The organism is Campylobacter concisus, assembly GCF_902460415.1.
In the GTDB taxonomy this organism is placed as follows: domain Bacteria; phylum Campylobacterota; class Campylobacteria; order Campylobacterales; family Campylobacteraceae; genus Campylobacter_A; species Campylobacter_A concisus_Y.
The window spans coordinates 505,894-530,699 of sequence record NZ_CABPTY010000002.1 but is presented as its reverse complement, the minus strand read 5'-3'; the positions used below and the strand labels follow the sequence as shown (position 1 = coordinate 530,699).

The window sequence follows — 24,806 nt, the reverse complement described above, 5'->3', positions numbered from 1 at the left end:
TTTTAAACGAAAGAGGACACAAAAGTGGCAGAATTTTACAATGCAAAAGAGATAGAAGATAAATTTTATAAAATTTGGGAAGAACGCGGATACTTCGAGATAGACGCAAACAAAGATATCCAAAAAGATGGACGTAAATTTTGCATTATGATGCCACCTCCAAACGTGACTGGCTCGCTTCACATCGGACACGCCTTAACATTCACACTTCAAGATATCATGACACGCTATAAAAGAATGGACGGCTATAAGACACTTTGGCAGCCAGGACTTGACCACGCCGGCATCGCTACTCAAAACGTCGTTGAAAAGCAGCTCCTAGCACAAGGCGTCAAAAAAGAAGATCTCGGACGTGAAAAATTTGTAGAAAAAGTGTGGGAATGGAAAGAAAAAAGTGGCGGTATGATAGTCCATCAGATGCGAAAACTTGGCATCACTCCAGCTTGGTCTCGCCAGAGATTTACCATGGATGAGGGCCTAAGAAAGGCTGTAAAAAAAGCCTTTGTAAATTTATACGACAAAGGACTGATCGTTCAGAAAAACTACATGATAAACTGGTGTACGCACGACGGAGCACTCTCTGACATCGAGGTTGAGCACAAAGAGAATAAAGGCAAGCTTTATCATTTGAGATACTACTTTGCAGACAAGCCAAGCGAATTTGTTGTTGTTGCAACAACTCGCCCGGAGACCTACTTTGGCGACACCGCTGTAATGGTAAATCCAAACGACGAGCGCTATAAAAATTTAATCGGCAAAAAGGTTGTTCTACCTATCATAAATAGAGAGATCGAGATCATCGCAGATGAGCATGTCGATATGGAGTTTGGAACAGGCCTTGTTAAGGTCACACCTGCACACGATCAAAACGACTACGAGGTTGGTAAAAGGCACAACCTTGAGTTTATCACTGTCTTTGATGAAAAAGGCATTTTAAACGACAAGTGCGATAAATTTGCAGGTCTTGAGAGGCTTGAGGCTAGAGATATCGTAGTAGCTGAGCTTGAAAAACTTGGCAATGTTGAGAAGATAGAAGACTACGAAAACCAAGTAGGCTACTGCTACCGCTGTAAAAACGTCGTCGAGCCATACATCTCAAAGCAGTGGTTTGTCAAAAAAAAGATCGCAGACGAGGCGATCGAAAAGGTCTCAGAGGGTCTTGCTAAATTTTACCCACCGCACTGGATAAACAGCTTTAACGCATGGATGAGAGAGCTAAGAGACTGGTGTATCTCACGCCAGCTTTGGTGGGGACACCAAATTCCAGTATTTTACTGCGATGATTGCGGTTATATGTGGGCTGATGAGGGAGAGCCGTGCGAGTGTAAAAAGTGTAAAAGTAAAAACATTCACCAAGATCCAGACGTGCTAGATACATGGTTTAGCTCTGGTCTTTGGCCATTTAGCACACTTGGCTGGGGCAATGAAAATGAGCTAAAAAATGAAAAATGGTTTGAAGGCGATTTGGCTGAGTTTTATCCAAACAACCTTCTTATAACTGGCTTTGATATATTATTTTTCTGGGTTGCTAGGATGATGTTTCAGGGTGAAAATGCCCTTGGTAAGTTGCCATTTGACGATATCTATCTACACGCGCTTGTAAAAGATGAGTTTGGCAGAAAGATGAGTAAAAGCCTTGGCAACGTCATCGATCCGCTTGATAGCATAAATGAGTATAGTGCCGATATCTTGCGCTTTACGCTAACTCTTTTAGCTGTTCAAGGACGCGATATTAAGCTAAGTGACGCTAAGATGAAGCAGGTAAGAAATTTCACCAACAAGCTTTATAATGCTAGCAAATACCTCATGCTAAATGAGAGTAAATTTGAAAATTTAGAGGATATCAAGCTTCAAACAAAGCTTGGAATTTATATGAATAGCCGCTTTAACAAGTGCGTGAGAGAGGTGCGTGAAAACATCGACGCTTACCGCTTCAATGACGCAGCAAACACACTTTATAAATTCCTTTGGGACGAGTTTTGCGACTGGGGTATCGAGCTTAGCAAGGCCGATAAAGCGAGCGTAAAAGAGCTTGGTAGTATATTTAAAGAGGCGATGAAGCTGCTAAATCCTTTCATGCCGTTTCTCTCAGAGTATCTATTTCAGGAGCTTAGCGGCACGAATTTAGAAGATACAAAGTCAATAATGGTAATGAGCTATCCAGAGGTAAAAGATCGAAATTTAGATGTTGAGAAGAAATTTGAACTAGTTATCGAAGCGATCGTGGCTATACGCCGTGCAAAAGCGACCATAGATCTTGGCAACTCAAAGATAGAAAGAGCTTTTGTTAAATTTAACGACAAAATAGATCTTGATGAGGTCAAAGAGTATATTAAGCTGCTTGCAAAATGCGAAGGGATCGGCTTTGTAGATGAAAAAATAGAAAATTCTATCAGAGATGTGAGCGAAAATTTAGAGGCATTTGTCCCGCTTGAAGGGCTTGATATGAGCGGTATCATCACAAGGCTCAAGTCTCAAAAGACGAAGCTTGAAAAAGAGATAGCTAAGCTCTCAGGCATGCTAAATAATCAAAATTTCGTGGCAAATGCACCAAAAGAAGTTATAGAGGCAAACAAAGAGGCTTTAGATAGCGCTGAGGCTAAAATTAAAAAAGTATGTGAAGAATTAGAAGCTCTTGGAGAAAAATAGTGATAAAGATAGAAAATTTAAGCAAATTTTATGGTGATACGCAGATCCTTTTTGATATAAATTTAGAGGTTAAAAAGGGTGAAATTTTTGCTATTGTAGGACACAGTGGTGCTGGCAAGTCAACACTTTTAAGGTGCATAAACGGCCTGGAGAGCTATCAAGGTGGGAGCTTAAAAGTCTTTGATCAAGAGATAAAAAATTTAGATGAGATGCAGCAAAGAAATTTAAGGCGAGATGTCGGAATGATATTTCAGCATTTTGCCTTGATGGCTAGAAAAAATGTCTTTGAAAACGTCGCTACTCCGCTTAAATTTTGGGGTTATAAAAGCGACGAGACCGAGAAAAGAGTGAGAGAACTTTTAAATTTAGTCGGTCTTGAAAACAAGGCAAATAGCTATCCAAGCGAGCTAAGTGGCGGACAAAAACAGCGTGTCGCTATAGCTAGAGCGCTTGCTTTAAATCCTAAAATTTTACTAAGCGACGAGGCTACTTCGGCTCTTGATCCAAACACGACAAATCAAATTTTAGAATTGCTTGAAAAGATAAACAAAGAGCTAGACATCAGCGTCGTCATCGTCACGCACGAGATGGAGGTAGTAAAATCGATCGCAAAACGCGCGATTTTACTTGAAGGCGGCAAGATAATAGGCTCTGGAAGCATTGAAGAGCTATTTTTAAAGCCAGATGAGAAGATGAAAGAGTTTTTGGGTGAAGTGGAAATTTTGCCTAGCACTGGCACAAATATAAGACTATTTTTCCCAAAAGAAGTGGCTCAAAACAGCGTGATCACGCACATGGCTAGAAGCCTAAATATCGACTTTAACATAGTCTGGGGTAAGCTTGAGAAGCTAAACGAAAATGTTCTTGGCTCGCTTGTCATAAACATAGATGAAAAAGATAAAGAAAACGTACTTAACTACATCAAGCAAAGTGGCGTTTTATGGGAGGTTGCTTGATGTTTGGTATTGATTTTTCTAAATTTCCAGATGTATTTTCTAGGATACTGCTGCCAGCTATCGGCGAAACGCTATATATGAGCATCGTCTCTACCCTACTCGCCTTTGCCATTGGCCTCATACCAGCGGTTTTGCTCATACTTTCAGATAAAGACGGACTAAAGCCAAATAAACAGCTTTATTTTGTACTTGATATCGTTATAAACGTACTTAGAAGCTTTCCGTTTATTATCCTCATCATCGTGCTCTTTCCAGTCACAAAAATGATCGTAGGTACAAGTATTGGCACCACAGCTGCGATCGTTCCACTAACTATCGGAGCGGCTCCGTTTGTAGCAAGGCTTATTGAAAATGCACTAAAAGAGGTTGATAAAGGTATCATAGAAGCGGCTCAAAGCTTTGGAAGCTCGAAATTTCAGATCATCTTTAGAGTGATGTTTGTAGAGGCACTTCCTGGTATCATCTCGGCATTTACACTAACTCTTATCGTAAATATCGGCTTTTCAGCGATGGCTGGAGCAGTTGGTGGTGGCGGACTAGGATCTGTCGCTATAAACTACGGATATCAAAGATTTCGCCCAGATATCATGCTCTACACCGTGGTTATTCTTATCATTATGGTTCAAATTTTTCAGGTTCTAGGTAACTACTTATATAAAATTTCTAAAAAATAGGTCTTTGTTTTTATCTGATTTTAAGCTTTTTTCCTTAAAATTGCCCGAATTAATTTTTAGCTGAAAGGATAAAAGATGAAATCAGATATGTGCCACATGTGCCGCCTATTAAAAAACGCGTTGTCGAAAGACTAATCTCTAAGCACAAAATTTCTTTTTAAGTGCTTAGAACTAGCTTAAGCGCTTAAAAAGAAATTTAACCCTCTAGCTTAAATTTATCCTTTTTTGGTGCTTGGCAAATTTTAAAAGGATAATAAATGAAAAAACTACTTCTTACTTCTTTAGTTGCTCTTGGTCTTAGTGTAAGTGCAAATGCAGCTGATAAATCAAAAACAATAATCGTTGGTGCTACACCTATCCCACATGCTGAAATTTTAGAGGTTGTAAAACCTATTTTGGCAAAAGATGGCTATACGCTTGAAATTAAAGAATTTAACGACTACACTACGCCAAATCTTGCAACAGAAGATGGCGATTTAGATGCAAATTTCTTTCAACACCTTCCATATTTGGACGAATTTAACAAAAACAAAGGCACTCACCTTGTAAAAACAGTTGGCGTGCACCTCGAGCCAATGGGAGTTTATTCTAAAAAGATAAAAGATATCAAAGATCTAAAAGATGGTTCGACCGTATCTATCCCAAATGATCCGACAAATGAAAGCCGTGCTTTAGATATTCTTGCAAATGCTGGACTTATTAAGCTAAACGATAATCCACTAAAAACTCCGCTTGATATAGTTGATAACCCTAAAAAGCTTAAATTTGAAGAGATAGAGACTGCTCAAGTACCAAGAACACTTGATGACGTTACTATCGCAGTTATCAACACAAACTACGCTCTAAATGCTAATCTTAATCCGGTAAAAGACGCACTTGTGCTTGAAAGCAAAAATAGCCCGTATGTAAACTACGTTGTAGTAAAGTCTGGTAATGAAAATAGCCCTAAAATAAAGGCTCTTGATAAAGCAATAAACTCATCAGAAGTTAAAAAATTTATCGAGATCAAATACAACGGCGCGATTCTTCCAGCATTTTAATTAAAATTTTAAATAAGCGACGTGGAAGCTTTTACCTTTTTAGCGTCGCTTAAACCAAATAAAAAAGGAAAAACAATGAAATTTATCAAACTTTTAACCGCATCTTTAGTTGCTCTAAGCCTTCACGCAGCCGACAAGGACCATACCATAGTTGTTGGCGTTTCGCCAGTACCACACGCTGAAATTTTAGAATTTGTAAAGCCAAAGCTAAAAGATAAAGGCTACGACCTTGTTATCTCTGAAATTTCAGACTACTCTATCCCAAATGTCGCCACAGAAGATGGCAGTTTGGACGCAAATTTCTTTCAGCATTTACCATATCTTGAGGAGCAAAACAAGGCTAGAGGCTTGCATCTTGTAAGCGTTGCAAATGTTCATGTCGAGCCACTTGGCTTTTACTCTAAAAAGATAAAAAATATAAAAGATCTAAAAGATGGCGCAAAAGTGGCGATCGCTTATGATCCATCAAATGGCAATAGAGCGCTTAGAATTTTAGAAAAGGCTGGTCTTATTGAGATCGATAAAAACGTAAAAGTTGCAACCATAAATGATATAACTAAAAATTCTAAAAATTTACAATTTGTAGAGCTTGAGGGTGCTCAGATACCAAGAACGCTTGATGATGTCGATATTGCTGCCATTAGTACAAATTTCGTCCTTGATCTTGGCATGAGCGTGGCAAAAGACGCGCTTTTGCTTGAAGACGCAAACAGCCCTTATGCTAACATCATCGTCACAAAGGCTGGCAACGAAAATAACCCTAAGATCAAAGCTTTGATTGATGCGGTGCTTAGCCCTGATACTAAAAATTTCATCATCACTCACTATAAAGGCGAAGTTATACCTGCATTTTAAAAATGTGGCGAGCTTTCGCCCTATTTTGTTTCTACTTTCATCTTGTTTTAATAAGCTATAAACTCTCTTTATTTTTGTCAAAAAGCTTAAGCTATGCTTTGCTAAAATGGCTCACTTTAAAATTTTTCAGGAATTTAAATGCTGCATGATGTTATTGATTTTATAGTTGCGAGCGTAAGTAGCTGGGGTTATGCTGGCATATTTGTGATGATGTTTTTAGAAAGCTCGTTTTTTCCATTTCCAAGCGAGGTCGCAATGATACCGGCTGGCTATTTGGCGCATAAAGGTGAAATGAGTTTAATTTTGGCCTTTCTTATAGGCACGCTTGGAAGCCTGCTTGGCGCTATTTTTAACTATTATCTTTGCTACTTTTTTGGTCGCGAGATCGTTTTAAAATACGGCAAATTTGTGGGAATCACTCACGAAAAAATGGATAAATTTGAAGCATTTTTCAATAAACACGGCGAAATTTCTACATTTAACTCACGTCTGATTCCTGGCATTCGCCAATACATCAGCCTACCAGCTGGACTTGCTAAGATGAATATATTTAGATTTTGTCTATTTACCACACTTGGAGCTGGGATTTGGTGTGCTGTTTTGCTTGGAGTTGGCTATTTTCTAGGTTCAAATCCTAGCAAACAAACACTTTTAATAATCACGATCGCTCTTTTGGCTGTTGTTGCAGTAATAAGTGTGGTTTATATAATAAGGCAAAGAAAAGCCTAAATACATATAAAAATATGTAAAATTTAGTGTATTTTATAAAATTTTTATTTGTGGTATTTAGTTAGATTTAACCTAGCAAATCGCCCTCATCTTCTCTAATCTAGCTAAATTTCTTGAAATTTTATCTAGCTCAAATTTACTGAATACTTCATCACCAGAATAGAAAAATCTAACTTTTGGGGCTTGATCTAAAGTAGAAATTTTTAGTCCAATCTCACTTATAAGGCGATTTATTGTCCCTTCATTGCCATCAATTATGCTTATATTTGACGGCAAAATTTCTCTTAGGCTATCTTTAAAATAGTTAAAGTGCGTGCAGCCAAGCACCAAAAAGCCAAATTTGCTTAGATCAAATTTAGCTAACTCTTCTTTTAGATATGATTTTACGTTTTTGGTATCAAATTCCCCATTTTCAGCAAAATTTACAAGGCGTGGTAGAGCAAGTAGCTCAGTTTTATCTTTTGCGTGTAAATTTGTGATCAGCTCTTTTAGTTTTGCACCATTTACGGTGACTGGAGTGGCTATGACAAGCGTTTTTAGGATGTCATCACAGCTTAAGTCATGAGCCTTTTTTACGGCTGGCTCCATGCCGATTATAGGTACATTTAAATTTGCTCTAAGCTCTTTTATCGCTACGCTTGTTGCCGTGTTGCAAGCCACTACAACGGCGTTTGCACCATTTTCTATGAGAAATTTCACCGCATCAAAGCTAAATTTTAAGATCTCATCCCTACTCTTTTGTCCGTATGGAACATTTTTAACGTCTGCGTAATATAAAAATTCATGCTCGCTAAGCTTGCTTAAAGCTTCGTTTAAGACGCTAAGTCCGCCAAGTCCTGAGTCAAATATACCTATTTTCATGCCCTTCCTTAAAGCCTGCAATTATAGCAAATAATATCTTTGTAAGCCGTTTTTTATTATACTTTGGCACTTTTTAAACTTGGAGTTAAATTTTGGCAGTTGATAAGATCATTTTCTATCTTTGTTCGACTTTGATCGCTATAAGCATTATTTTTTCACTATCTTTGCCAGTTTTTACGGTTTTATTTTTTAATTATGACGAATTTCACTTTTTCATCCGCCAGTTTATTGTTGGTTGTATCGGAATTTTCATTATGTGGTGGCTCTCTAGGCTTAATCCTGAAAAAACGCTTGTTTGGATAGGGTTTGGCCTTCTTATATCTTGCGGTATCGCCATGGGGCTAATGCATGCATTGCCAGCTTCTATGGTGACTGATGCTGGTGGTGCTAGGCGTTGGATCAGGCTACCTGGTTTTTCACTAGCTCCAGTTGAGTTTTTTAAAATCGGTTTTGTCTACTTCTTGGCTTGGAGTTTTACTAGAAAATTTAGTGAAGGCAAAAGGACCTTGCTAGATGAGGTTAAGATACTTATGCCTTATATTATTCTTTTTGGTGTTGCTATCTTTCTTATCGCTGTTATGCAAAATGACCTTGGTCAAGTGGTCGTACTGGCGCTTACATTTGTGACGATGGCACTTTTTGCAGGAGCAAGTGCGAGACTTTTTAGCATCGGTATCTTAGGAGCTGCTTTTGTTATGACAGTAGCGATAATCAGCTCTGAGCATAGAATTTTACGTATAAAGTCATGGTGGGGCACGATACAAAATATGGTGCTTTCTTTCTTGCCTGATAGCGTTGCAGATGTATTAAGAGTGGCTGATGCGCCAGAGCCATATCAAATTTCTCACTCGTTAAACGCTATAAAGCATGGCGAATTTTTCGGCGAAGGGCTTGGCGCTGGTATCTTTAAACTTGGCTTTTTAAGTGAGGTTCATACTGACTTTGTACTAGCTGGTATCGCTGAAGAGGTCGGTGTATTTGGTATTTTGTGTATCGTAGCTATATTTATAACGCTACTTTATAGAATTTTTAGAATTTCAGCTAGAAGCGAAAATAAGGTCTATCATTTATTTACGCTTGGTGTAGGACTTATCTTATCGTTTTCATTTTTAATGAATAGCTATGGCATCACATCGATCACGCCTATCAAGGGTATTGCTGTGCCATTTCTTAGTTACGGCGGTAGCTCTGTGCTTGCGATTTGTATTGGTATCGGTATGGTTTTGATGGTTAGTAAAAGGGCAAAATTATGATTGTTATTTGCGGTGGAGGCACTGGTGGACATTTAGCGATCGCAAGAAGCTTTTGCGAGGAGCTAAATAGACGAGATATTAAGCCCATTTTTATTGGCTCAACTAGTGGTCAAGATAAATTTTGGTTTGAAAATGACGAGAATTTTTTACAAAAATTTTTCTTACCAAGTAGTGGCGTAGTAAATAAAAGAGGCTTTGCTAAGCTAAAATCACTAACAAATATCGTAAATCTTGCCTTAAAATGTAGAAAAATTTTTAAGCAAAATGACGTTAAGGCAGTCATTAGCGTTGGTGGCTATTCAGCAGCTCCAGCGGCCATTGCGGCAATCATCTCAAAAGTGCCACTTTTTATCCACGAACAAAATGCTGTAATGGGTAAATTAAATAAAATTTTAAAGCCTTATGCGAAAGACTTTTTTAGCTCTTATGATGAAGCTTCGCCCTACCCTTACCCTGTGGCAAAGAAATTTTTCGATAGTGCAAGAATGAGAGAGGAGCTAAAGACTATTTTGTTTTTGGGCGGCTCGCAAGGCGCAAAAGCGATAAATGAACTAGCTATAAATTTAGCTCCATATCTTAAAGAAAAAGGCATAAATATAATTCATCAATGTGGTAAAAACGGCTTTGATGAACTTAAAAAAAGATATGATGAACTTGGCTTTAATGAAACGAATTTAGAAATTTTTGAATTTAGTAAAGAGATAGAAAATAAGATGAGCAAGGCCGACCTTGCCATATCAAGAGCAGGAGCTAGCTCTCTTTGGGAGCTTTGCGCAAATGCTTTGCCATCTATCTTTGTGCCATTTCCTTATGCCGCTGGTAATCACCAGTTTTATAACGCTAAATTTTTAAAAGATAAGGGCATTGCTGAAATTTGCTTGCAAAATGGAGAAATTTTAGACAAAGACGAAGTTATAAGAATGATAGAAAATTTTGATCTAAACAAAAGCAGTAAAGCTCTAAAAGAGATCCTTTTGCCAAATGGAGCAAAAGAGATAATTGATAAAATTTTAAACTAGCTCCTCGCCTATCGCACAAGCTTTTAGTTCTTTTAGCTCAAAAATTAAGTAGTGATAAATAAGCTCATTTGTATTTAAAATTTTTGCACTAAAGACCGGTTTTATCATAGTTATTATCTTATCAGTTATACCCGCGATCTCTACCAGTAAAAGTTCATCTTTGCGTTGCTTCGCAGCCTTAATACAATTATAAAAGAACGTATAAATTATCTTAAAATTTTGCAAAATAACATTTGAAACTATCCTAGAATGAATATGCAAAACATTATGTATGCGCTCTTGTAGAGTATTTAGCTCCGCAAGTATTGATTTTATTTGAGTAGTGTCTGTTGTCCTAGAAAAGAGATTTTTTGCTTTATTTTTGTTTTGTATTTGATACTCTGCTACCAAAATTTCTATTATATTTAAAATGGCAACATAGCTTTCTTGCAAATTTTCATTTGCCTTAAAGCTCACACCATTTTTTTCAATTTTATAATTTAAGCTTCTCTTTATCTGCTCCAAATAAGTACTAATGTTTTCATAATAGTCCTCTGTATTGAAGACACTTTTAAAGAAATCGCTTTCACCTTTTAAATTTGCAAGCTTTTTTTTAAGTTCATCAGCATTTTTATTAAACTCAACAACCCCAACTGCCAAGCCGATCTCGTGCTCACTATTTTGTTCTAATGCTGTCAAACTTTCTTTTAGTACCAAAATTTGTTTTTGAATATTTTGAAAATCCATTTTTTCTCTTTTAATTTTTTTGCTTATTTTACTATAAAAATTATGAAGTTTGTCATTAAGAATCAAAAAGATGGTGCGCCCGAGAGAATTCGAATCTCTGACCTTTTGAACCGCAATCAAATGCTCTATCCAGCTGAGCTACGAGCGCACAAGAAAGTTAAGTTGAGATATTAGCCAAACTTTCCTTAAAGAAAAATTGTATTCATTTTAATTTTATAACTGTTTTAGTAAAATCCGATAAAAACAAAAAGGAGTAAAAATGAATGATTTTTTCGATAGTTTAAAAGAGATAAAAAAAGAACTTACTAAAGAGCAAGGTGAGATCAAAAAAACTCAAAAAGAAGCCGTTTCTCATACAAAAGAAGAGGCGATCTTGTATAAAGAGAATAAACTAAAAAATGAATTTGCAGAGTACATTAAAGGCCAAGATATAAGAAAAATATAAATTTGGAATGCTTATTGCTAAAACATGTAATATTTTATGTGGAGTAGGCAATGAAAGTTACGCAAACATTAGAATCTCTAAGTATTTTAACTGATAATGACACTTTGTTTCGTGAGCTTAGAGATATGATAAGCAGAAATTTTACAAAAATTTTATCTAATAAAAATAAGGTTATTTCGTTTTATGAAGAGAGCGAAATCCCACAACGCAAGTGCTTTTTAAAATTTATAAAAAAACTTTATGAAAAGCAAAGCGATGATAAGCTCGATATTCGTTTTGCAAACTATAAAACCATAAAACTTGGCTTTGTTCAAAAAAATACCCTAACTCCAGTCATTAGCCTAAACGTAAATTTTGTAAAAAATGAAGTCAAATTTGAACTAAAAGATGTACTTTGCAGAGATTTTGCTAGCTACATCAGCGAGAGTCTAGTAAAAAGCAATGTTACTTTTAGCAAAAATGATGATTTTTTAAACATCACCATCTCAAACGACAACGACATAAACACATTAAACAAACTGCTCTACAAAAGAAGCTATCCAAAATTTAGCGTAAATTTTATCTATGATGAAAAAGACTACAAAGCCTTTAAACAAGGCATAAAAATAAAAAGTTCATCTAAATTTGTAAGTAGATTTTCTGTGCTTGCAAATTTACTTGAGGAAAATTTTGGGATTTTGGGTTGCAAAAAAGATGATGACTTTGAAACTATTAGACAAAGTTATCTTTCACTCGTAAATATCTATCACCCAGATAGGCACGCCAACAAAAATCCTATCATACAAGAAGAATACGCAAAGAAATTTAAAAATATTCAATCTGCTTATGAGAGTCTAAAACCATACTTTAAAAATCAAGAAAATTTTGTGATGGTTGGCTAGAGCACGGCTTACCACGAGAGCTATTAAAGAGAGCAAAAATGAATGGTGAAATGTTTAGCATATGTGCCATTGTTGTTGCTTGGCTTTTTAAACTCTACCGCAAAATCAGTCATTAAGATATTTGATGCGCCGCTTATGCCAAAGAAAAATTTAACTATAGCAAGCTTGGCTGATGTCTTTGGTGGTATGGGCTCTTGGAACGACGATGCATCGGGCATGGTACAATATAAAAAACGTGGCAAAGAGTACGAAGAGCTTAGCAACGAGCTTTTTACGCAGATGCGTAAGGCCATACTTTTTGCTGTAAATGAGTGGTAGCTAGCCGTTTATCTGATAGACTCTTTTTCGCTGGCTTGAGCTGCCGATGTTTAGAATTTTGCGGTATTTTGTGATAGTTCGGCGAACGATTTGGATGTTAAATTTAGCTTGTATAAGCTCTTGGATTTTTAGATCAGAAAGTGGCTTTTTGTGATCTTCGCCTTTAATGAGCTCTAGTAAAAATTCTTTTATCGCAGCGTTTGAGGTCTCCTCGTCAAAACCAGTTGAAAAGAAATTTTTAAGTGCGACCGTGCCTCTTGAGCAGCTTAGATATTTGTTTGCGATGGCTCTTGAGATGGTTGATGGGTTGCGCCCAAGCTCGTCAGCTAGGTCTTTTAGCTTCATAGGCTTTATATCGCCGCCCAAAAAATAGTCGTACTGATACTCAACTATCATGAGCCCTATTTTATAAAGCGTTGATTTTCTCATTTCAAGGGCGTCTATGAGCTCGCTAGCCTCTTTGATTCGTGAGCTAACAAAGGCCTCTTTTTCGTCTAATCCTTCGGTGTCGATCGAAATTTCAGGATAGTAATCGTCATTTATCTGCACGCTAATGCCACTACTTGTGCTTAGCACGAAAATGTCAGGCACCTTTTGACTAGTCTCTTCTAGATACTCAATAGCTGGTGGATTTTTAAATTTTTTTATGATCTTTAGCGCATCTTCGTAAAATTTAAGCTTTCTAAACTTTTCTATATTTTCAAAATTTAAGATGATCTTTTTCGCGCACTCCATGATCTCATCACTTGACTCTGCTTCGCTTAGCTGAAACAAAAAGCTCTCTTTCACATCTTTTGCACCAACGCCACATGGCTCAAGGTAGGCAAATCTCGCCCTAACCCGCTCCACTTCGCTCTCGCAAAAATCAGCAAAAATTTCATCATCATAAGAAAAATAGCCCTCATCATCTAAACACTCGATGATCTTATATGCGATATCTTGGGATTTTTGCGTGGGGAAAAGTGGTGGATTGATCTGGCTAAAAAGCTTTTCATAGAGGCTTTCTTTATAGATGCTTAAAGCCTCGATGCTCTCACTAACAGAATTTCTACTAACCTGCTCGAAAAAATTTCGCTTTTTTTCGCTTTTTTCTAAATTTTTATGTTCGATCGTAGCAAAAGGGTTTTCTTTTATAAAAGGCTCAAGCGTCTCTTTTAGCTCATCAAGCCCGCTTTGAAGGATAGGAAGCCAGCTTCGCAGTGTTTGGTTTAGTTTGATCTTTGGCGCTAAAGTTTGCTTTTGCCTTAGCATCATCTACTCAAGTAGCTTAAATTCTTCGCCAAGATAGTGCGTTCTAACAAGCTTGTTGTTTGCCACTTCACTCGCACTGCCGCTTGCTAGCAGCGAGCCGTCCTTGATAACGTAGGCTCTGTCGCAAATGGCTAGCGTCTCACGGACGTTGTGGTCAGTTATCAAAACGCCGATGCCTAGCTTTTTAAGGTCTCTAACGATACTTTGGATGTCGCTAACTGCGATAGGATCGACGCCTGCAAATGGCTCATCAAGTAGCAAAAATTTTGGCTTTATGATGAGACTTCTAGCGATCTCACAGCGTCTGCGCTCGCCACCACTTAGACTAACGCCCTTTCTTAGGCGAATAGGCTCAATGTTTAGCATATTTAGCATCTCATTTACTTTTTTAGAGATCTCTTCTGTGTTTTGGTCTAAAATTTCAGCTCCAAGAAGTAAATTTTCTTCTACACTTAGCTCTTTAAATATGCTCGACTCTTGCGGTAAATAGCCGATGCCAAGGTGTGCCCTTTTATGAAGCGGGACGCTTGTGATCTTTTGATCATCCAAAAAGACATCTCCGCTAGTTGGTGAGATGAGCCCACAGATCATATAAAAAGTAGTCGTCTTTCCGGCACCATTTGGCCCAAGAAGCCCCACCACCTCGCCGCTATTTACCTCTAAAGATATACCTTTTATGATCTCAGTTTTCTTAATCGTCTTTTTTAGTTCTTTTACTTCTAGTTTATGCACTTATAACCTCGTATTTTCTGCCATTTTTGCTAGGAGAAATTTTTACTAATGTATAGCTCTCGCCGTTTTTCTTTAGAGCCTTTTCTAAATTTTCATCGCCCCACTCTACTAGATGAAGCCCCTCTTCAAATAAATTTTCAAAAAGGCCATTTTTTGCCATCCCGTCAAAACCGATCTGATAGATGTCGTAGTGATAGATATCTTTACCATAAATTTGCATCAAAGAAAATGTCGGCGACGTCACGCTCTCATCGATGCCATGAGCCTTGATGATCGCCTTTACAAGCGTCGTTTTGCCACTTGCTAGATCGCCACTTAGTAGCACCACGCCACTTTTTGGCAGCACCCGCACAAGTCCATCAAGCTCATTTTCTAAAAGCTCAAAAACCATCAAAGCTCTTTTACATATTCGCTTTGAGCGCTTTTTGGTATGCTTTTTGTAGTTGGGATCGCAAGCACCTCGTATCTCGCCTCACGAGCTAGAAATTTGATGGTGATAACGTCGCCGATCTTTACATCTTTTGCCGCTTTTGCCTGCACGCCATTAATGCTCACAACGCCGCTTTTGCACATATCTTCGCTAACAGCACGCCTTTTGGTGATATTTACTACGTTTAAAAATTTATCTACTCTCATGCGACGGATTTTAACAAAAATAGCCTTAAATTTTTAATCCTTTAGATATTTTAAAAGCTCTTTTAAATTTAGAGGTATGACGCTGCCGTGGGTTTCATTTTTAAAAAGCTCAAAGTGAGAATTTATGCCACTTTGTTTTAAAATACGAGCCAAATCGCTTGTCTTTAAAATGCCAGCTTTGTCAGTTTTGCCCTTTCTCTTTTCAAGCTCGCCAACGCTAAGAAAGACAAATTTAGCCTTTAGTTTCTCTTTAAATTTACCTTCGCTCACGTTTTGCTTTAAAATTTCAGACTCACCCCACCAAAGAGATGGCGAAGCGATAAAGAAATTTGAAAATATACCCTCATTTTTAAGCAAGGCATAGAGCGTAAAAAGGCCGCCAAAAGAGTGTCCATAAAGGCTTTTTTGACTGCCCTGCACGTTAAATTTCTCATCAATTAGAGGCACTAAATTTCTAGTTAAAAAGTGATAAAACGCATCTGCGCCACCACCCTTGCTAAACTCCTCACCCTCTGCCTTTGGGGTGAGGTCTCTCGTGCGTTTTTGCACCTCGTAGCTTTTGTTTGTGTCATACCCTATGCCTATTATTAGTGGTGCAGTCGTGGCGTCAAATTCATTTAAAAGCATGTTAAACTGGGCGTTTGCGTCAAGCAAGAAAAGCACGTTTTTAAACTCATCTTGCCCCTTTAGCTTGGCTGTGAAAATTTTATAAATTTCATCATTTGCGCTCATTTTAAAGGTTGAAATTTCAAATTTACTAGCAGCTTTTTGGCTAAGTGGCTCAGGCGTTTGGCTGGGTCCTGCGTGCAAAGTCTGTGCCACACCAAGCGTAAAAAGCAAAAATTTAAACGCTCTTACCATTTTGCAGCAACCTTAAACCAAAATCTCCTACCCTCTTGCGGATACCAATAGTAGTTGCCGTCGTCTGCTAGCGCCTCATCGTATCTTACTTTATCAAAGATATTGTAGGCATTTAGACTAAGTGTTAGGTGCTTGTTTGCGTCCCAGCTTATGCCTGTATCAAATGTGAGTAAATTTTTGTCATTTTCTTTTACTCTGTTACCGGGGCCAAATTGTACGCTAGTAAGCTTGCTCTCATAGTTTGCGCCAAAAAATGTTTTAACGCTTTTTACAGGCTTATAAGTAAACGTGGCGTGAAGTGCGTGCTCTGGCGTTGCTGTTAGGCTTTTTGCATCAAGTCTGCCAAGATTTGTCTCACTAAATTTCATAGGACCATTTGGCGTGTTTATCGTTGGGTTGCCAGTTTTTATCTTTGACTTGTTATAGGTGTAGTTTGAGCTTAAATTTAGATTTGAAAGGATGTCGTAGTCGGCGCTTAGCTCCACTCCCCAAACGGTTGCACCTTCTATGTTAAAGTAAGTTCCCCAGCCAGGACAATTAACGTGTGGTGCACCTGCGCAAGTGCCAAAGGCAGGAATTTTATTGACGTTACTGCCATCAGTGTCTAAGATCTTATCTTTAAACTCATTTTTAAAAAGCGTTACCGAGCTTCTAAAATCAGCCTGATTGTCATAATATGCACCAACTTCGTAAGTCGTGCTCTTTTCTGGTTTCAGATCCTTGTTGCCAAAATCAACTATTTTCCAACCATTTTGAATGGTGCCTACTTCTGGGGAGATTTGATTGACATTTGGCGTTTTATAGCCAGTCGCTATGCCGCCTTTTAGACTTAGCGTATCTGTAGCGTTATAGACTAGATAGGCTCTTGGCGAGAGGTGGTTGCCAAAAAATTCGTTGTGCGTGAGCCTTGATCCAAGCGTTAAAAAGAGCTTCTCATCTAAAATTTGTCACTCATCCTCGATAAATCCCGCATGCTCGCTCATCGAGTAGGTCTTTGGATCTTTTAAGCCGTTTCTTGAAGCGTTTGAGACGATAAAGGTCGTGCCTACATTTTGCTTGCTAAAGTCATAGCCAAAAGTTAGAGTGTGTGCGCCAAAAAACGTTGTAAATTTTGAGTTAAAGTTATGATTTTTAGCTTTTGCTGGTATAAATTTATCAAAAAGGCTCGTTCTTTGCGTCTCATCATAAATGTAGCTAAGATCGGCATTTATATTATCAAATTCGCCAAGATAGCCCACGCCATAGCTCTTCTTCTCGTAGTCATAGGCGTTTAAAGCTTTTTTTCTTATATCTGGATCGGCTGACTTACCAATGGTACGTGAGTAATCGTGCCTTTCGTTTGAGCCAAGGATAAAAAATTTATTGTGCTCATCTGGTGTGACCCAAAGTTTTGCGCTTAAATTTCTCTTATCGCTCTTTTGATAACCACCGATGTAGCCATCTTCATCTCTTATCTTTTTATAGCCCCAAAGCTGAAGTGCGAAAAGGTCTTTATAAAGAGGTGAATTTAGATAAAAGTCACCTTGCCTACCATCGCCTATGCCTTTATGCGTGTTTATCGTGGTTGAGATACCGACGTTGCCACTAAATTTTGAAAAGTCCTTTTTAGTGATGATATTTATCACGCCTCCAACTGCGTCGCTACCATAAAGCGAGCTCATAGGACCACGGATAACCTCTATACGCTCGATCGCTTCAGCTGGTGGGATAAAATTTGAGTTCATATCCCCTGCTCCGCCCTTTGGATTTGCGCTGCTTGAATTTACCCTTTTACCATCAATCAAAACTAGCGTTTGAGACTTCTCCATGCCACGTATCGAGATGCCACTAGCTGCCCCGTCCTCGCCACCAACTACATTTACACCTGGGACTTTTTGAGCGATTGAATGAAGTGAAGTAAAGCTATCTTTTGTAAGCTCATCGCCTTTTATTACGCTGATACTTGCAGGAGCCTCTTTAATCTCCTGCGAAAAGCCACTCGCACTTACCGACGCCATCAAGCTTTGTTTCGTTATTGTCTTTATACTCTGCTCCAAAGAGAGAATTTGCCACACAAACACTAAGGCAAATGGCAATAAATTTTGTTTTTCTCATGACTATCCTTTTTAAAATTTAATTTGAAAAGGTTTGAAATTTAACAAAGTATCTTTTAAAACAATATTAATTATCATAATTTTAAATACTAATCTTTTTTATAAAATTTTCTAAGAAAAAAACTTGCATTATTTATTAAATTAGTTTATTAAAAATTAATCAATTTAGGCTAAAATACGACCATTTTAACAAAAGGAAGAGCTATGAAAAAAAACGTAAAAAAAGTGGTTTTAGCATACTCTGGCGGACTTGACACAAGTATCATTTTAAAATGGCTTCAAGATGAATATAACTGCGAAGTAGTCACATTTACAGCTGACATTGGCCAAGGCGAGGAGCTAGAGCCTGCACGCAAAAAAGCCTTAGCACTTGGTGTAAAGCCTGAAAATATTTTTATAGAAGATTTAAGAGAAGAATTTGTACGTGATTATGTATTTCCAATGTTTAGAGCAAATGCAGTCTACGAGGGCGAGTATCTGCTTGGCACTTCGATAGCGCGCCCACTAATAGCAAAACGCCAAAGCGAGATCGCAAGGCTTGTTGGCGCTGATGGCGTGAGCCACGGAGCAACAGGCAAAGGCAACGACCAAGTTCGCTTTGAACTTGGATACTACGCGCTTGGCGACAACCTAACTATCATCGCTCCATGGCGCGAGTGGGATCTAAACAGCCGTGAAAAGCTCTTAGCATACGCTGAGAAAAACGGCATAGATATCACTAAAAAACCAGGCAAAAGCCCATACTCAATGGACGCAAATTTACTTCACATAAGCTACGAAGGCCTAGTGCTTGAAGACCCAAGCCACGCACCAGAAGATGATATGTGGAGATGGACAGTAAGCCCAAAAGATGCTACAGATAAGAGCAAGATCATCGAGATCGGCTATGAAAAAGGCGATCCAGTGAGCATAAATGGCAAAAAAATGAGCCCAGCTGAAATTTTAACCGAGCTAAACCGCCTTGGCGCAAAACACGGTATAGGCAGACTTGACATCGTAGAGAACCGCTCAGTTGGTATGAAGAGTCGCGGATGCTACGAAACTCCTGGTGGCACGATAATGCTAAAAGCTCATAGAGCGATCGAGAGCATCACGCTTGACCGCGGTGCTGCTCATTTAAAAGATGAGATCATGCCAAAATACGCCGAGCTAGTTTACAACGGCTACTGGTGGTCACCTGAGCGAAATATGCTCCAAGCTCTCATCGACAAAAGCCAAGAACACGTAAATGGCTCTGTAAAAGTTGAGCTTTATAAAGGCAATGTGATCATCCTTGGTAGAAACAGCAAAGATGATAATCTATTTAGCGAGGCGTACTGCACATTTGAAGAGGACAGCGTTTATGACCAAAAAGATGCAGAGGGATTTATCAAACTAAATGCACTTCGCTTTATAATCGCACGCAAAAATGGGCGAAAATTTGACTAAAAAATAAAATTTAAAAAGGAAAGAAATGAAAGTATTATTAATAAAAGATGTAAAAGCACTTGGTAAAGCTGGTGAGATAAAAGAGGTAAAAGATGGCTATGGCAACAACTTCTTAATCGGCAAAGGCTTTGCAAAAGCAGCCACTCCAGACGTACTTCGCCAATACGAAGCGGCTCAAAAGAGAAAGGCTGAAGAGCTAAAATATGAGATCGCAAATTTAGAAAAACTAAAAGAAGAGCTTGCAAAAGTGACAGTCGTCATCAAAAAAACTCTTGGCGCAAATGGCTCACTTTTTGGCTCGGTCTCAAAAGAGGAGATCGCAGCAGAGCTTGAAAAAACACATCATTTAGTTGTCGAGAAAAAAGCGATCGACATGGACACTCATCTAAAAGCAGTCGGCCTTTATGACGTTCATGTAAAGCTTGGACACTCGATAAATGCGAGCTTGAAGGTTGATGTGCAAGGAGAGTAGATGTTTCATGCGACAACCATCTTAGCCTACAAAGGCAAAAATAAAGCGGTTATCGGCGGCGACGGACAGGTGAGCTTTGGCAACACCGTCTTAAAAGGCAATGCCGTAAAAATCCGCAAAATTCACAACGGCAAAGTCCTAGCTGGCTTTGCTGGCAGCACTGCTGATGCGTTTAATCTTTTTGATATGTTTGAGAAAAATTTAGAACATACAAAGGGCGATTTGCTAAAGGCGGTTATAGAATTTAGCAAAGAGTGGCGCAAAGACAAGTATCTAAGAAAGCTTGAAGCAATGATGCTTGTGCTTGATAGGGATAAAATTTTCTTACTTAGTGGCACTGGAGATGTTGTAGAGCCAGAAGATGGCAAGATAGCAGCTATCGGAAGCGGCGGTAACTACGCTCTCTCAGCAGCCCGTGCCTTAGATAAATTTGCCGATATAGACGAAGAGGAGCTAGTCAAAGAGAGTCTCAAGATCGCCGGCGAAATTTGCATCTATACAAATACAAACATCAAAACTTATGTTTTAGAATAAGAGAGAAAATGAACTTAACACCAAGAGAAATTGTTAAATTTTTAGATGACTATGTGATCGGTCAGAAGGATGCCAAAAAGATCATAGCGATCGCACTTCGCAACAGATATCGCCGTATGAAGCTTGAAAAGAGCTTGCAAGATGACATCATGCCAAAAAACATCTTGATGATCGGCTCAACTGGTGTTGGCAAAACCGAGATCGCAAGGCGTCTTTCAAAGATGATGGGACTGCCATTTATTAAGGTTGAGGCTAGTAAATATACTGAGGTTGGCTTTGTCGGCCGTGATGTTGAAAGCATGGTAAGAGATCTTGCTATGGCATCATATAATCTCGTAAAAAACGAGCAAAGCGAGAAAAATCAAGATAAAATCAACGCCTACATCGAAGAAAAGATCGTCTCAAAGCTACTTCCACCACTTCCAAAAGGTGCAAGTGAAGAGAAACAAGCAGAGTACGCAAAGAGCTATGAAAAAATGTTAAATAGACTAAGAAACGGCGAGCTTGACGAGCTAAGTATCGAGATCGAGGTGCAGCAAAACCCACTTGAAGCTGGCTCAAACGTGCCACCTGACATGGTGCAGATGCAAGAGAGCTTTATAAAGATAATTGGCATCGGCGGTAAAAACATCAAAAAAGAGATGAAGGTAAAAGATGCCAAAAAAGCCCTTCAAAGCGAAGCAAATGATAAAATTTTAGACCTAGAGAGCATAAAAACTGAGGCTTTAAGAAGAGCTGAAAACGAGGGCATCATCTTTATAGACGAGATCGATAAAGTAGCTGTTGGCTCAGGTAGCTCAAATAGACAAGATCCTAGCAAAGAAGGCGTACAAAGAGACTTGTTACCGATCGTTGAGGGCTCAAATGTAAATACAAAATTTGGAAATTTAAAGACAGATCACATTTTATTTATCGCAGCTGGCGCCTTTCACATAAGCAAGCCAAGCGATCTCATCCCAGAGCTTCAAGGCCGTTTTCCGCTAAGGGTTGAGCTTGATAGCCTTGATGAGGACGCGCTTTATCAAATTTTAACTCAGCCAAAAAATTCGCTTTTAAAACAATATATCGCCCTACTTTCAACCGAAAATGTCGAGCTAGAATTTGACGATGAAGCGATAAAAGAGATAGCCAGTATCGCCCACGCTGCAAATGAAAAGATGGAAGATATCGGCGCTAGACGCCTTCACACTGTGATCGAGCGCGTGATAGAAGATATTAGCTTTGAAGCTAGCGAAAAGAGCGGTGAGAAGATAAGTGTGACAAAAGAGCTTGTAAAAGAGCGCCTAAAAGATGTGATCGAAGATCAAGATCTAGCGAGGTATATACTTTGAAATCAGGCTTTGTTAGCATCATAGGACGCACAAATGCTGGCAAAAGCTCGTTTTTAAATGCGCTACTAAACGAAAAGATCGCCATCGTCTCGCACAAGCAAAATGCAACTCGCAGAAAGATAAATGGTATCGTTATGAACGGTGAAGATCAGATCATCTTCACCGACACACCTGGACTTCACGAGAGCAACAAGGCGATAAATCAACTACTAATTAGTCAAGCGATAAAATCGATGGGAGACTGCGATCTCATCGTATTTTTAGCGCCCATCCATGATGACACAGAAGACTATGAGAAATTTTTAGCTCTAAAACCTGAAAAACCACACATACTAGTGCTAACAAAAGTAGATGAAAGCTCAAATGCAAAAGTTTTAGAAAAGATCACTCAGTACCAGAAATTTCAAGATAAATTTGCAGCTTTGCTTACTTTTAGCACCAAGCAGCCTACTTATAAAAAGCCGCTTCTTGATGAAATTTGCAAGCTTTTGCCAAAGCATGAATATTTTTACGATCCGGAATTTCTTACTTCAACAAATGAAAAAGAAATTTTTAGAGAATTTATACTGGAAGCGATATATGAAAATTTAAGCGATGAGATCCCTTATCTTAGCGATGCGATCATAAAAAGTGTAAAAGAAAAACCTGGCATTACTGAAATTTTTGTAAGCATCATCACTGAACGTGAAAATCATAAAAGTATGATCATCGGTAAGAATGGTGAAACGATAAAACGAATAGGAATTTTTGCAAGAAAGTTAATACAAAATTTAACCGGAACAAAGGTCTTTTTAAAACTCGATGTAATCGTTAAAAAAGGCTGGAGTAAAGAAGAAAAGAGCCTTAATAAAATAATTGGTTATTGATTTTTTATTGTAAAAATATTAAAATACAGCCCAATTAGAGCATTATGAGGTAAATTTTTATGTTAAAGCTTAGAAAAATTAACGATAATCCAATCGTTACGCTAGATCCTTATGAATATGAAGGTTTTAGATTTTCTAATAGCAATGTCGATTCGCTAAGTCTTTCAAAGAATATTCTAAAGCGAGACTTTTTTATATCTTATATCGAGTACAAAGATATAATAACAGCTACCATAAATATCTCAAGAACAATAGATGATGAGGATATTGAAAACAATATCTCGATCAAAATTTACGAAGAGCTCTCTCTTGATCCTGCGATTGACTATAAAATAGTTTATTTTGAAAGCAATGTTGAAAAAGAAGATAGGATTTTTAATGTTTTTATTGCTACAAATGAAACGATAAATAAAATTTTTAAAAATATTTCTAAAAGAGTACCTTTTATAGATTATGTCGTTGTAGAGCCACTTTTATATAGTGCTATCTACAAGAAAGGTTTGCTTCCTAGCACTCAGAGTGATTGTTTTTTGACATTTAGGGCCGATGAAGCATTTATAAGCATTTATGTAAATGGGGAATACCTTACATCAAGAGGTTTAAGATACACACTAAATTATTTAAAAGATAAATTTATAGAGCAAAGCGGCGAAAGAGTAAGCCTAGAAAGCTTTTTGGATATCCTAAAGACAAGAGGACTTTTAGATAGCAATGAAGAAGGCTTTAGCTACGATCTAAATACTGTTTTTGAGGACTATATATTTTACGTAAATGACACGATAAATGTTGTCAATAGAATCTATAGCATAAATATAAAAAATATCTATATTGACTGCGACTATAAAATAGAGCGTTTAGAAAAATTTATCAATACAAAGCTTGGCACAAATGCTACGAAATTAAATACAAGCACTGTAATAAATTCTAAAAATTTAGCCATTAGTGAACGATATAACATGATGGCTTTGTATGCAAATTTTTATAAAAAAGAGGCCTTTAATGCTGATTTTAACTTCTCAAATTTGCTTAGGCCTGATCCGTTCATAAAAAGAAAAAGTGGTAAATTTATACTGACATGTGCTGCTGCTTTTTGCCTAAGCATGTCCTATCCACTTTATAATTATATAGCTGGCAGTATTTTAGAGGCAGATTCACAAAAGCTAAGTGATGAGCTTGATGTTCTTAATGCACAAGCAGCACAAATAAGAAGTACTCTTGAAAGACTAAAAAAAGATCAAAATGATATAAAAGGATTAACTGACAAAGAGGAAGAGAAGTTAAATTTTAGAAAAGGGTTGCTTCAAGAAATTGAAAATAAAAAAGATCATTACGTAATGAAAGGTTTAAATCTTTTTGAAATTACCGATATGATAAACAACAATAGCGTTTTTATAACAAATATTAAAAACAACGATAAAAATTTAACAGTAACCGTTGTTAGCGATAATGAAAAAAGGATTACGCAGCTAATAAAAGATATTAGCAAGATGCCTAAATATTCAGTAAATACAAAAAAAATTAAAGAAGATAGGCAAAACAACGAGTATGAAAGTAATATAAGTATAGAGATTAGACAATGAGACAAGACGTTTTAAGTAAAATAGATAAGTATTTTGACGCAAAAAAACAAAGCGAAACAAATATAATTTTTTTGGGTTCAGCTTTAATTATTATTTATATTGTTTATATGCTTTGCTTTGATCCGTCGCAAGATTTTTATGATGAAAGATTTAATTCGCATACTAAAATTAGCAATGACCTTTCAAGAACAAGAGATTATTTAAGATCGACTAGCTCACCTAGTGGGGATAAAAATTTTAAAATAAATGAAGAGTCCAAAATACTTGAAACGCTTAAAGGCAAGTATTCTAGTGTTTTAAAATTTAATGCTCATTTTGACTCAAAGCTAAAAGAACTATCGTTTTTATTATTTAACGATCAAAATTGGGCAAATTTTTTAGACAACATCGTATCTTTAGCAAAGCAAAATAATATAAAAATTTTAGAGTTAAAAAGTGATATAAAAGAGCCAAATTTCCAAAAGATTGAGCAAATTTTAAATATTGACTTGACATTTTTGGGAGGTTTTAAAGATATGCTTTCATATATAAATGGCCTTGAAGAATCAAAGCTAGTAGTTGATCTTCATAAAATGGATGTAAATTCTACCCAAAAAGAGCTTGGTACTAAGATCTC

Annotated in this window: 28 protein-coding genes and 1 tRNA gene; 18 read left to right on the top strand and 11 right to left on the bottom strand. The window is 37.5% G+C overall.

The window, feature by feature from the left end:
* Window positions 1–24 precede the first annotated feature (24 nt).
* The 6 genes from FZ940_RS06755 (at window position 25) to FZ940_RS06730 (ending at window position 6,903) form a co-directional block, all read left to right on the top strand.
* The gene (locus FZ940_RS06755) at window positions 25–2,649 is read left to right on the top strand and encodes a valine--tRNA ligase (protein WP_148821996.1); all 2,625 of its coding nucleotides are present in this window, start codon (window positions 25–27) and stop codon (window positions 2,647–2,649) included.
* Window positions 2,649–3,605, top strand: a complete 957-nt coding sequence (locus FZ940_RS06750) for a methionine ABC transporter ATP-binding protein (RefSeq protein WP_148821995.1) — start codon at window positions 2,649–2,651, stop codon at window positions 3,603–3,605. Before FZ940_RS06755 ends, FZ940_RS06750 begins: the two co-directional genes overlap by 1 nt.
* A complete protein-coding gene (locus FZ940_RS06745; protein WP_021086223.1) occupies window positions 3,605–4,279 on the top strand; it encodes a methionine ABC transporter permease in 675 nt (224 codons plus the stop codon). The genes FZ940_RS06750 and FZ940_RS06745 overlap by 1 nt, the downstream gene beginning before the upstream one ends.
* 257 nt (window positions 4,280–4,536) lie before the next feature.
* Complete coding sequence (locus FZ940_RS06740; protein WP_084041316.1) at window positions 4,537–5,319, top strand: MetQ/NlpA family ABC transporter substrate-binding protein; 783 nt, start codon at window positions 4,537–4,539, stop codon at window positions 5,317–5,319.
* A 75-nt stretch (window positions 5,320–5,394) separates the two neighbouring features.
* On the top strand, window positions 5,395–6,174 hold the full coding sequence (locus tag FZ940_RS06735; protein ID WP_148798624.1) for a MetQ/NlpA family ABC transporter substrate-binding protein: 780 nt from the start codon (window positions 5,395–5,397) through the stop codon (window positions 6,172–6,174).
* Between the two features lie 138 nt (window positions 6,175–6,312).
* On the top strand, window positions 6,313–6,903 hold the full coding sequence (locus FZ940_RS06730; protein ID WP_148821994.1) for a DedA family protein: 591 nt from the start codon (window positions 6,313–6,315) through the stop codon (window positions 6,901–6,903).
* A 72-nt stretch (window positions 6,904–6,975) separates the two neighbouring features.
* Here the strand turns inward: FZ940_RS06730 and murI are convergent, their stop codons facing one another.
* Window positions 6,976–7,764: a glutamate racemase gene (murI, locus tag FZ940_RS06725; protein ID WP_148821993.1), complete on the bottom strand. Its 789-nt coding sequence runs from the start codon at window positions 7,762–7,764 to the stop codon at window positions 6,976–6,978.
* 92 nt (window positions 7,765–7,856) lie between these two features.
* Between murI and FZ940_RS06720 the strand changes: the two genes are divergently transcribed.
* Both FZ940_RS06720 and murG read left to right on the top strand, forming a co-directional pair.
* On the top strand, window positions 7,857–9,017 hold the full coding sequence (locus tag FZ940_RS06720; RefSeq protein WP_087585894.1) for an FtsW/RodA/SpoVE family cell cycle protein: 1,161 nt from the start codon (window positions 7,857–7,859) through the stop codon (window positions 9,015–9,017).
* On the top strand, window positions 9,014–10,036 hold the full coding sequence (gene murG / locus FZ940_RS06715) for an undecaprenyldiphospho-muramoylpentapeptide beta-N-acetylglucosaminyltransferase (protein WP_148821992.1): 1,023 nt from the start codon (window positions 9,014–9,016) through the stop codon (window positions 10,034–10,036). Before FZ940_RS06720 ends, murG begins: the two co-directional genes overlap by 4 nt.
* Here the strand turns inward: murG and FZ940_RS06710 are convergent.
* Window positions 10,028–10,762 (bottom strand): imidazole glycerol phosphate synthase, encoded by a 735-nt coding sequence (locus FZ940_RS06710; protein WP_107784848.1) that lies wholly within the window; start codon window positions 10,760–10,762, stop codon window positions 10,028–10,030. The two genes, murG and FZ940_RS06710, sit on opposite strands and share 9 nt — an antisense overlap.
* Before the next feature lie 71 nt (window positions 10,763–10,833).
* Window positions 10,834–10,910: transfer RNA gene (locus tag FZ940_RS06705), tRNA-Arg, on the bottom strand.
* A gap of 111 nt (window positions 10,911–11,021) precedes the next feature.
* Here FZ940_RS06705 and FZ940_RS06700 point away from each other — a divergent pair.
* The 3 genes from FZ940_RS06700 to FZ940_RS06690 are packed head-to-tail and all read left to right on the top strand — an operon-like array spanning window position 11,022 to window position 12,406.
* On the top strand, window positions 11,022–11,207 hold the full coding sequence (locus FZ940_RS06700) for a hypothetical protein (RefSeq protein ID WP_021091395.1): 186 nt from the start codon (window positions 11,022–11,024) through the stop codon (window positions 11,205–11,207).
* Between the two features lie 50 nt (window positions 11,208–11,257).
* On the top strand, window positions 11,258–12,088 hold the full coding sequence (locus FZ940_RS06695) for an adenylosuccinate lyase (protein ID WP_148821991.1): 831 nt from the start codon (window positions 11,258–11,260) through the stop codon (window positions 12,086–12,088).
* Window positions 12,089–12,130: 42 nt separating this feature from the next.
* Window positions 12,131–12,406 carry a hypothetical protein gene (locus FZ940_RS06690; RefSeq protein ID WP_187422149.1) on the top strand — a complete coding sequence of 92 codons (276 nt, stop codon included), beginning with the start codon at window positions 12,131–12,133 and terminating at the stop codon, window positions 12,404–12,406.
* Here the strand turns inward: FZ940_RS06690 and FZ940_RS06685 are convergent, their stop codons facing one another.
* The 8 genes from FZ940_RS06685 to FZ940_RS09455 are packed head-to-tail and all read right to left on the bottom strand — an operon-like array spanning window position 12,407 to window position 17,980.
* Window positions 12,407–13,657 (bottom strand): RNA polymerase factor sigma-54, encoded by a 1,251-nt coding sequence (locus FZ940_RS06685; RefSeq protein ID WP_262367617.1) that lies wholly within the window; start codon window positions 13,655–13,657, stop codon window positions 12,407–12,409. It lies immediately after the preceding gene.
* Window positions 13,658–13,660: 3 nt separating this feature from the next.
* Window positions 13,661–14,389: an LPS export ABC transporter ATP-binding protein gene (lptB, locus tag FZ940_RS06680; protein WP_148821989.1), complete on the bottom strand. Its 729-nt coding sequence runs from the start codon at window positions 14,387–14,389 to the stop codon at window positions 13,661–13,663.
* A complete protein-coding gene (gene tsaE, locus FZ940_RS06675; protein ID WP_103567517.1) occupies window positions 14,382–14,780 on the bottom strand; it encodes a tRNA (adenosine(37)-N6)-threonylcarbamoyltransferase complex ATPase subunit type 1 TsaE in 399 nt (132 codons plus the stop codon). Before tsaE ends, lptB begins: the two co-directional genes overlap by 8 nt.
* Window positions 14,780–15,025, bottom strand: a complete 246-nt coding sequence (locus tag FZ940_RS06670) for an RNA-binding S4 domain-containing protein (protein WP_002940508.1) — start codon at window positions 15,023–15,025, stop codon at window positions 14,780–14,782. Before FZ940_RS06670 ends, tsaE begins: the two co-directional genes overlap by 1 nt.
* 33 nt (window positions 15,026–15,058) lie before the next feature.
* Window positions 15,059–15,886 carry an alpha/beta hydrolase gene (locus FZ940_RS06665; RefSeq protein ID WP_148821988.1) on the bottom strand — a complete coding sequence of 276 codons (828 nt, stop codon included), beginning with the start codon at window positions 15,884–15,886 and terminating at the stop codon, window positions 15,059–15,061.
* Complete coding sequence (locus FZ940_RS09635; protein ID WP_148821987.1) at window positions 15,880–16,830, bottom strand: TonB-dependent receptor domain-containing protein; 951 nt, start codon at window positions 16,828–16,830, stop codon at window positions 15,880–15,882. Before FZ940_RS09635 ends, FZ940_RS06665 begins: the two co-directional genes overlap by 7 nt.
* Window positions 16,831–16,833: 3 nt before the next feature.
* Window positions 16,834–17,883 (bottom strand): TonB-dependent receptor plug domain-containing protein, encoded by a 1,050-nt coding sequence (locus FZ940_RS09630; RefSeq protein WP_148821986.1) that lies wholly within the window; start codon window positions 17,881–17,883, stop codon window positions 16,834–16,836.
* Entirely contained in the window at window positions 17,843–17,980 is a 138-nt protein-coding gene (locus FZ940_RS09455; RefSeq protein WP_187422148.1) for a hypothetical protein, read from the bottom strand. The genes FZ940_RS09630 and FZ940_RS09455 overlap by 41 nt, the downstream gene beginning before the upstream one ends.
* Window positions 17,981–18,183: 203 nt before the next feature.
* Here FZ940_RS09455 and FZ940_RS06650 point away from each other — a divergent pair, with 203 nt between their 5' ends.
* From FZ940_RS06650 to FZ940_RS06620, 7 genes are all read left to right on the top strand, one after another.
* The gene (locus FZ940_RS06650; protein WP_148821985.1) at window positions 18,184–19,407 is read left to right on the top strand and encodes an argininosuccinate synthase; all 1,224 of its coding nucleotides are present in this window, start codon (window positions 18,184–18,186) and stop codon (window positions 19,405–19,407) included.
* Between the two features lie 25 nt (window positions 19,408–19,432).
* Window positions 19,433–19,879, top strand: a complete 447-nt coding sequence (gene rplI / locus FZ940_RS06645) for a 50S ribosomal protein L9 (protein ID WP_107858765.1) — start codon at window positions 19,433–19,435, stop codon at window positions 19,877–19,879.
* Complete coding sequence (gene hslV / locus FZ940_RS06640; protein WP_002940451.1) at window positions 19,880–20,413, top strand: ATP-dependent protease subunit HslV; 534 nt, start codon at window positions 19,880–19,882, stop codon at window positions 20,411–20,413.
* Between the two features lie 8 nt (window positions 20,414–20,421).
* Window positions 20,422–21,744: an ATP-dependent protease ATPase subunit HslU gene (gene hslU, locus FZ940_RS06635; protein WP_148821984.1), complete on the top strand. Its 1,323-nt coding sequence runs from the start codon at window positions 20,422–20,424 to the stop codon at window positions 21,742–21,744.
* Window positions 21,741–22,610, top strand: coding sequence for a GTPase Era (era, locus tag FZ940_RS06630; protein WP_148821983.1), 870 nt, complete (start codon window positions 21,741–21,743; stop codon window positions 22,608–22,610). Before hslU ends, era begins: the two co-directional genes overlap by 4 nt.
* A 59-nt stretch (window positions 22,611–22,669) precedes the next feature.
* Window positions 22,670–24,190 (top strand): C4-dicarboxylate ABC transporter, encoded by a 1,521-nt coding sequence (locus tag FZ940_RS06625; protein ID WP_148821982.1) that lies wholly within the window; start codon window positions 22,670–22,672, stop codon window positions 24,188–24,190.
* A partial coding sequence (locus FZ940_RS06620; protein WP_148822112.1) for a pilus assembly protein PilO occupies window positions 24,187–24,806 on the top strand: 620 nt, incomplete at its 3' end. The genes FZ940_RS06625 and FZ940_RS06620, both read left to right, overlap by 4 nt.

Excerpts from the sequence above, each read along its gene's own strand:
- FZ940_RS06745 (WP_021086223.1), top strand. The coding sequence starts at position 3,605 with ATGTTTGGTATTGATTTTTCTAAATTTCCAGATGTATTTTCTAGGATA.
- FZ940_RS06740 (WP_084041316.1), top strand. The coding sequence starts at position 4,537 with ATGAAAAAACTACTTCTTACTTCTTTAGTTGCTCTTGGTCTTAGTGTA.
- FZ940_RS06735 (WP_148798624.1), top strand. The coding sequence starts at position 5,395 with ATGAAATTTATCAAACTTTTAACCGCATCTTTAGTTGCTCTAAGCCTT.
- FZ940_RS06730 (WP_148821994.1), top strand. The coding sequence starts at position 6,313 with ATGCTGCATGATGTTATTGATTTTATAGTTGCGAGCGTAAGTAGCTGG.
- murI (WP_148821993.1), bottom strand. The coding sequence starts at position 7,764 with ATGAAAATAGGTATATTTGACTCAGGACTTGGCGGACTTAGCGTCTTA.
- murG (WP_148821992.1), top strand. The coding sequence starts at position 9,014 with ATGATTGTTATTTGCGGTGGAGGCACTGGTGGACATTTAGCGATCGCA.
- FZ940_RS06710 (WP_107784848.1), bottom strand. The coding sequence starts at position 10,762 with ATGGATTTTCAAAATATTCAAAAACAAATTTTGGTACTAAAAGAAAGT.
- FZ940_RS06700 (WP_021091395.1), top strand. The coding sequence starts at position 11,022 with ATGAATGATTTTTTCGATAGTTTAAAAGAGATAAAAAAAGAACTTACT.
- FZ940_RS06695 (WP_148821991.1), top strand. The coding sequence starts at position 11,258 with ATGAAAGTTACGCAAACATTAGAATCTCTAAGTATTTTAACTGATAAT.
- FZ940_RS06690 (WP_187422149.1), top strand. The coding sequence starts at position 12,131 with ATGGTGAAATGTTTAGCATATGTGCCATTGTTGTTGCTTGGCTTTTTA.
- FZ940_RS06685 (WP_262367617.1), bottom strand. The coding sequence starts at position 13,657 with ATGCTAAGGCAAAAGCAAACTTTAGCGCCAAAGATCAAACTAAACCAA.
- tsaE (WP_103567517.1), bottom strand. The coding sequence starts at position 14,780 with ATGGTTTTTGAGCTTTTAGAAAATGAGCTTGATGGACTTGTGCGGGTG.
- FZ940_RS06670 (WP_002940508.1), bottom strand. The coding sequence starts at position 15,025 with ATGAGAGTAGATAAATTTTTAAACGTAGTAAATATCACCAAAAGGCGT.
- FZ940_RS06665 (WP_148821988.1), bottom strand. The coding sequence starts at position 15,886 with ATGGTAAGAGCGTTTAAATTTTTGCTTTTTACGCTTGGTGTGGCACAG.
- FZ940_RS09630 (WP_148821986.1), bottom strand. The coding sequence starts at position 17,883 with ATGGCGTCGGTAAGTGCGAGTGGCTTTTCGCAGGAGATTAAAGAGGCT.
- FZ940_RS09455 (WP_187422148.1), bottom strand. The coding sequence starts at position 17,980 with ATGAGAAAAACAAAATTTATTGCCATTTGCCTTAGTGTTTGTGTGGCA.
- FZ940_RS06650 (WP_148821985.1), top strand. The coding sequence starts at position 18,184 with ATGAAAAAAAACGTAAAAAAAGTGGTTTTAGCATACTCTGGCGGACTT.
- rplI (WP_107858765.1), top strand. The coding sequence starts at position 19,433 with ATGAAAGTATTATTAATAAAAGATGTAAAAGCACTTGGTAAAGCTGGT.
- hslV (WP_002940451.1), top strand. The coding sequence starts at position 19,880 with ATGTTTCATGCGACAACCATCTTAGCCTACAAAGGCAAAAATAAAGCG.
- hslU (WP_148821984.1), top strand. The coding sequence starts at position 20,422 with ATGAACTTAACACCAAGAGAAATTGTTAAATTTTTAGATGACTATGTG.
- FZ940_RS06625 (WP_148821982.1), top strand. The coding sequence starts at position 22,670 with ATGTTAAAGCTTAGAAAAATTAACGATAATCCAATCGTTACGCTAGAT.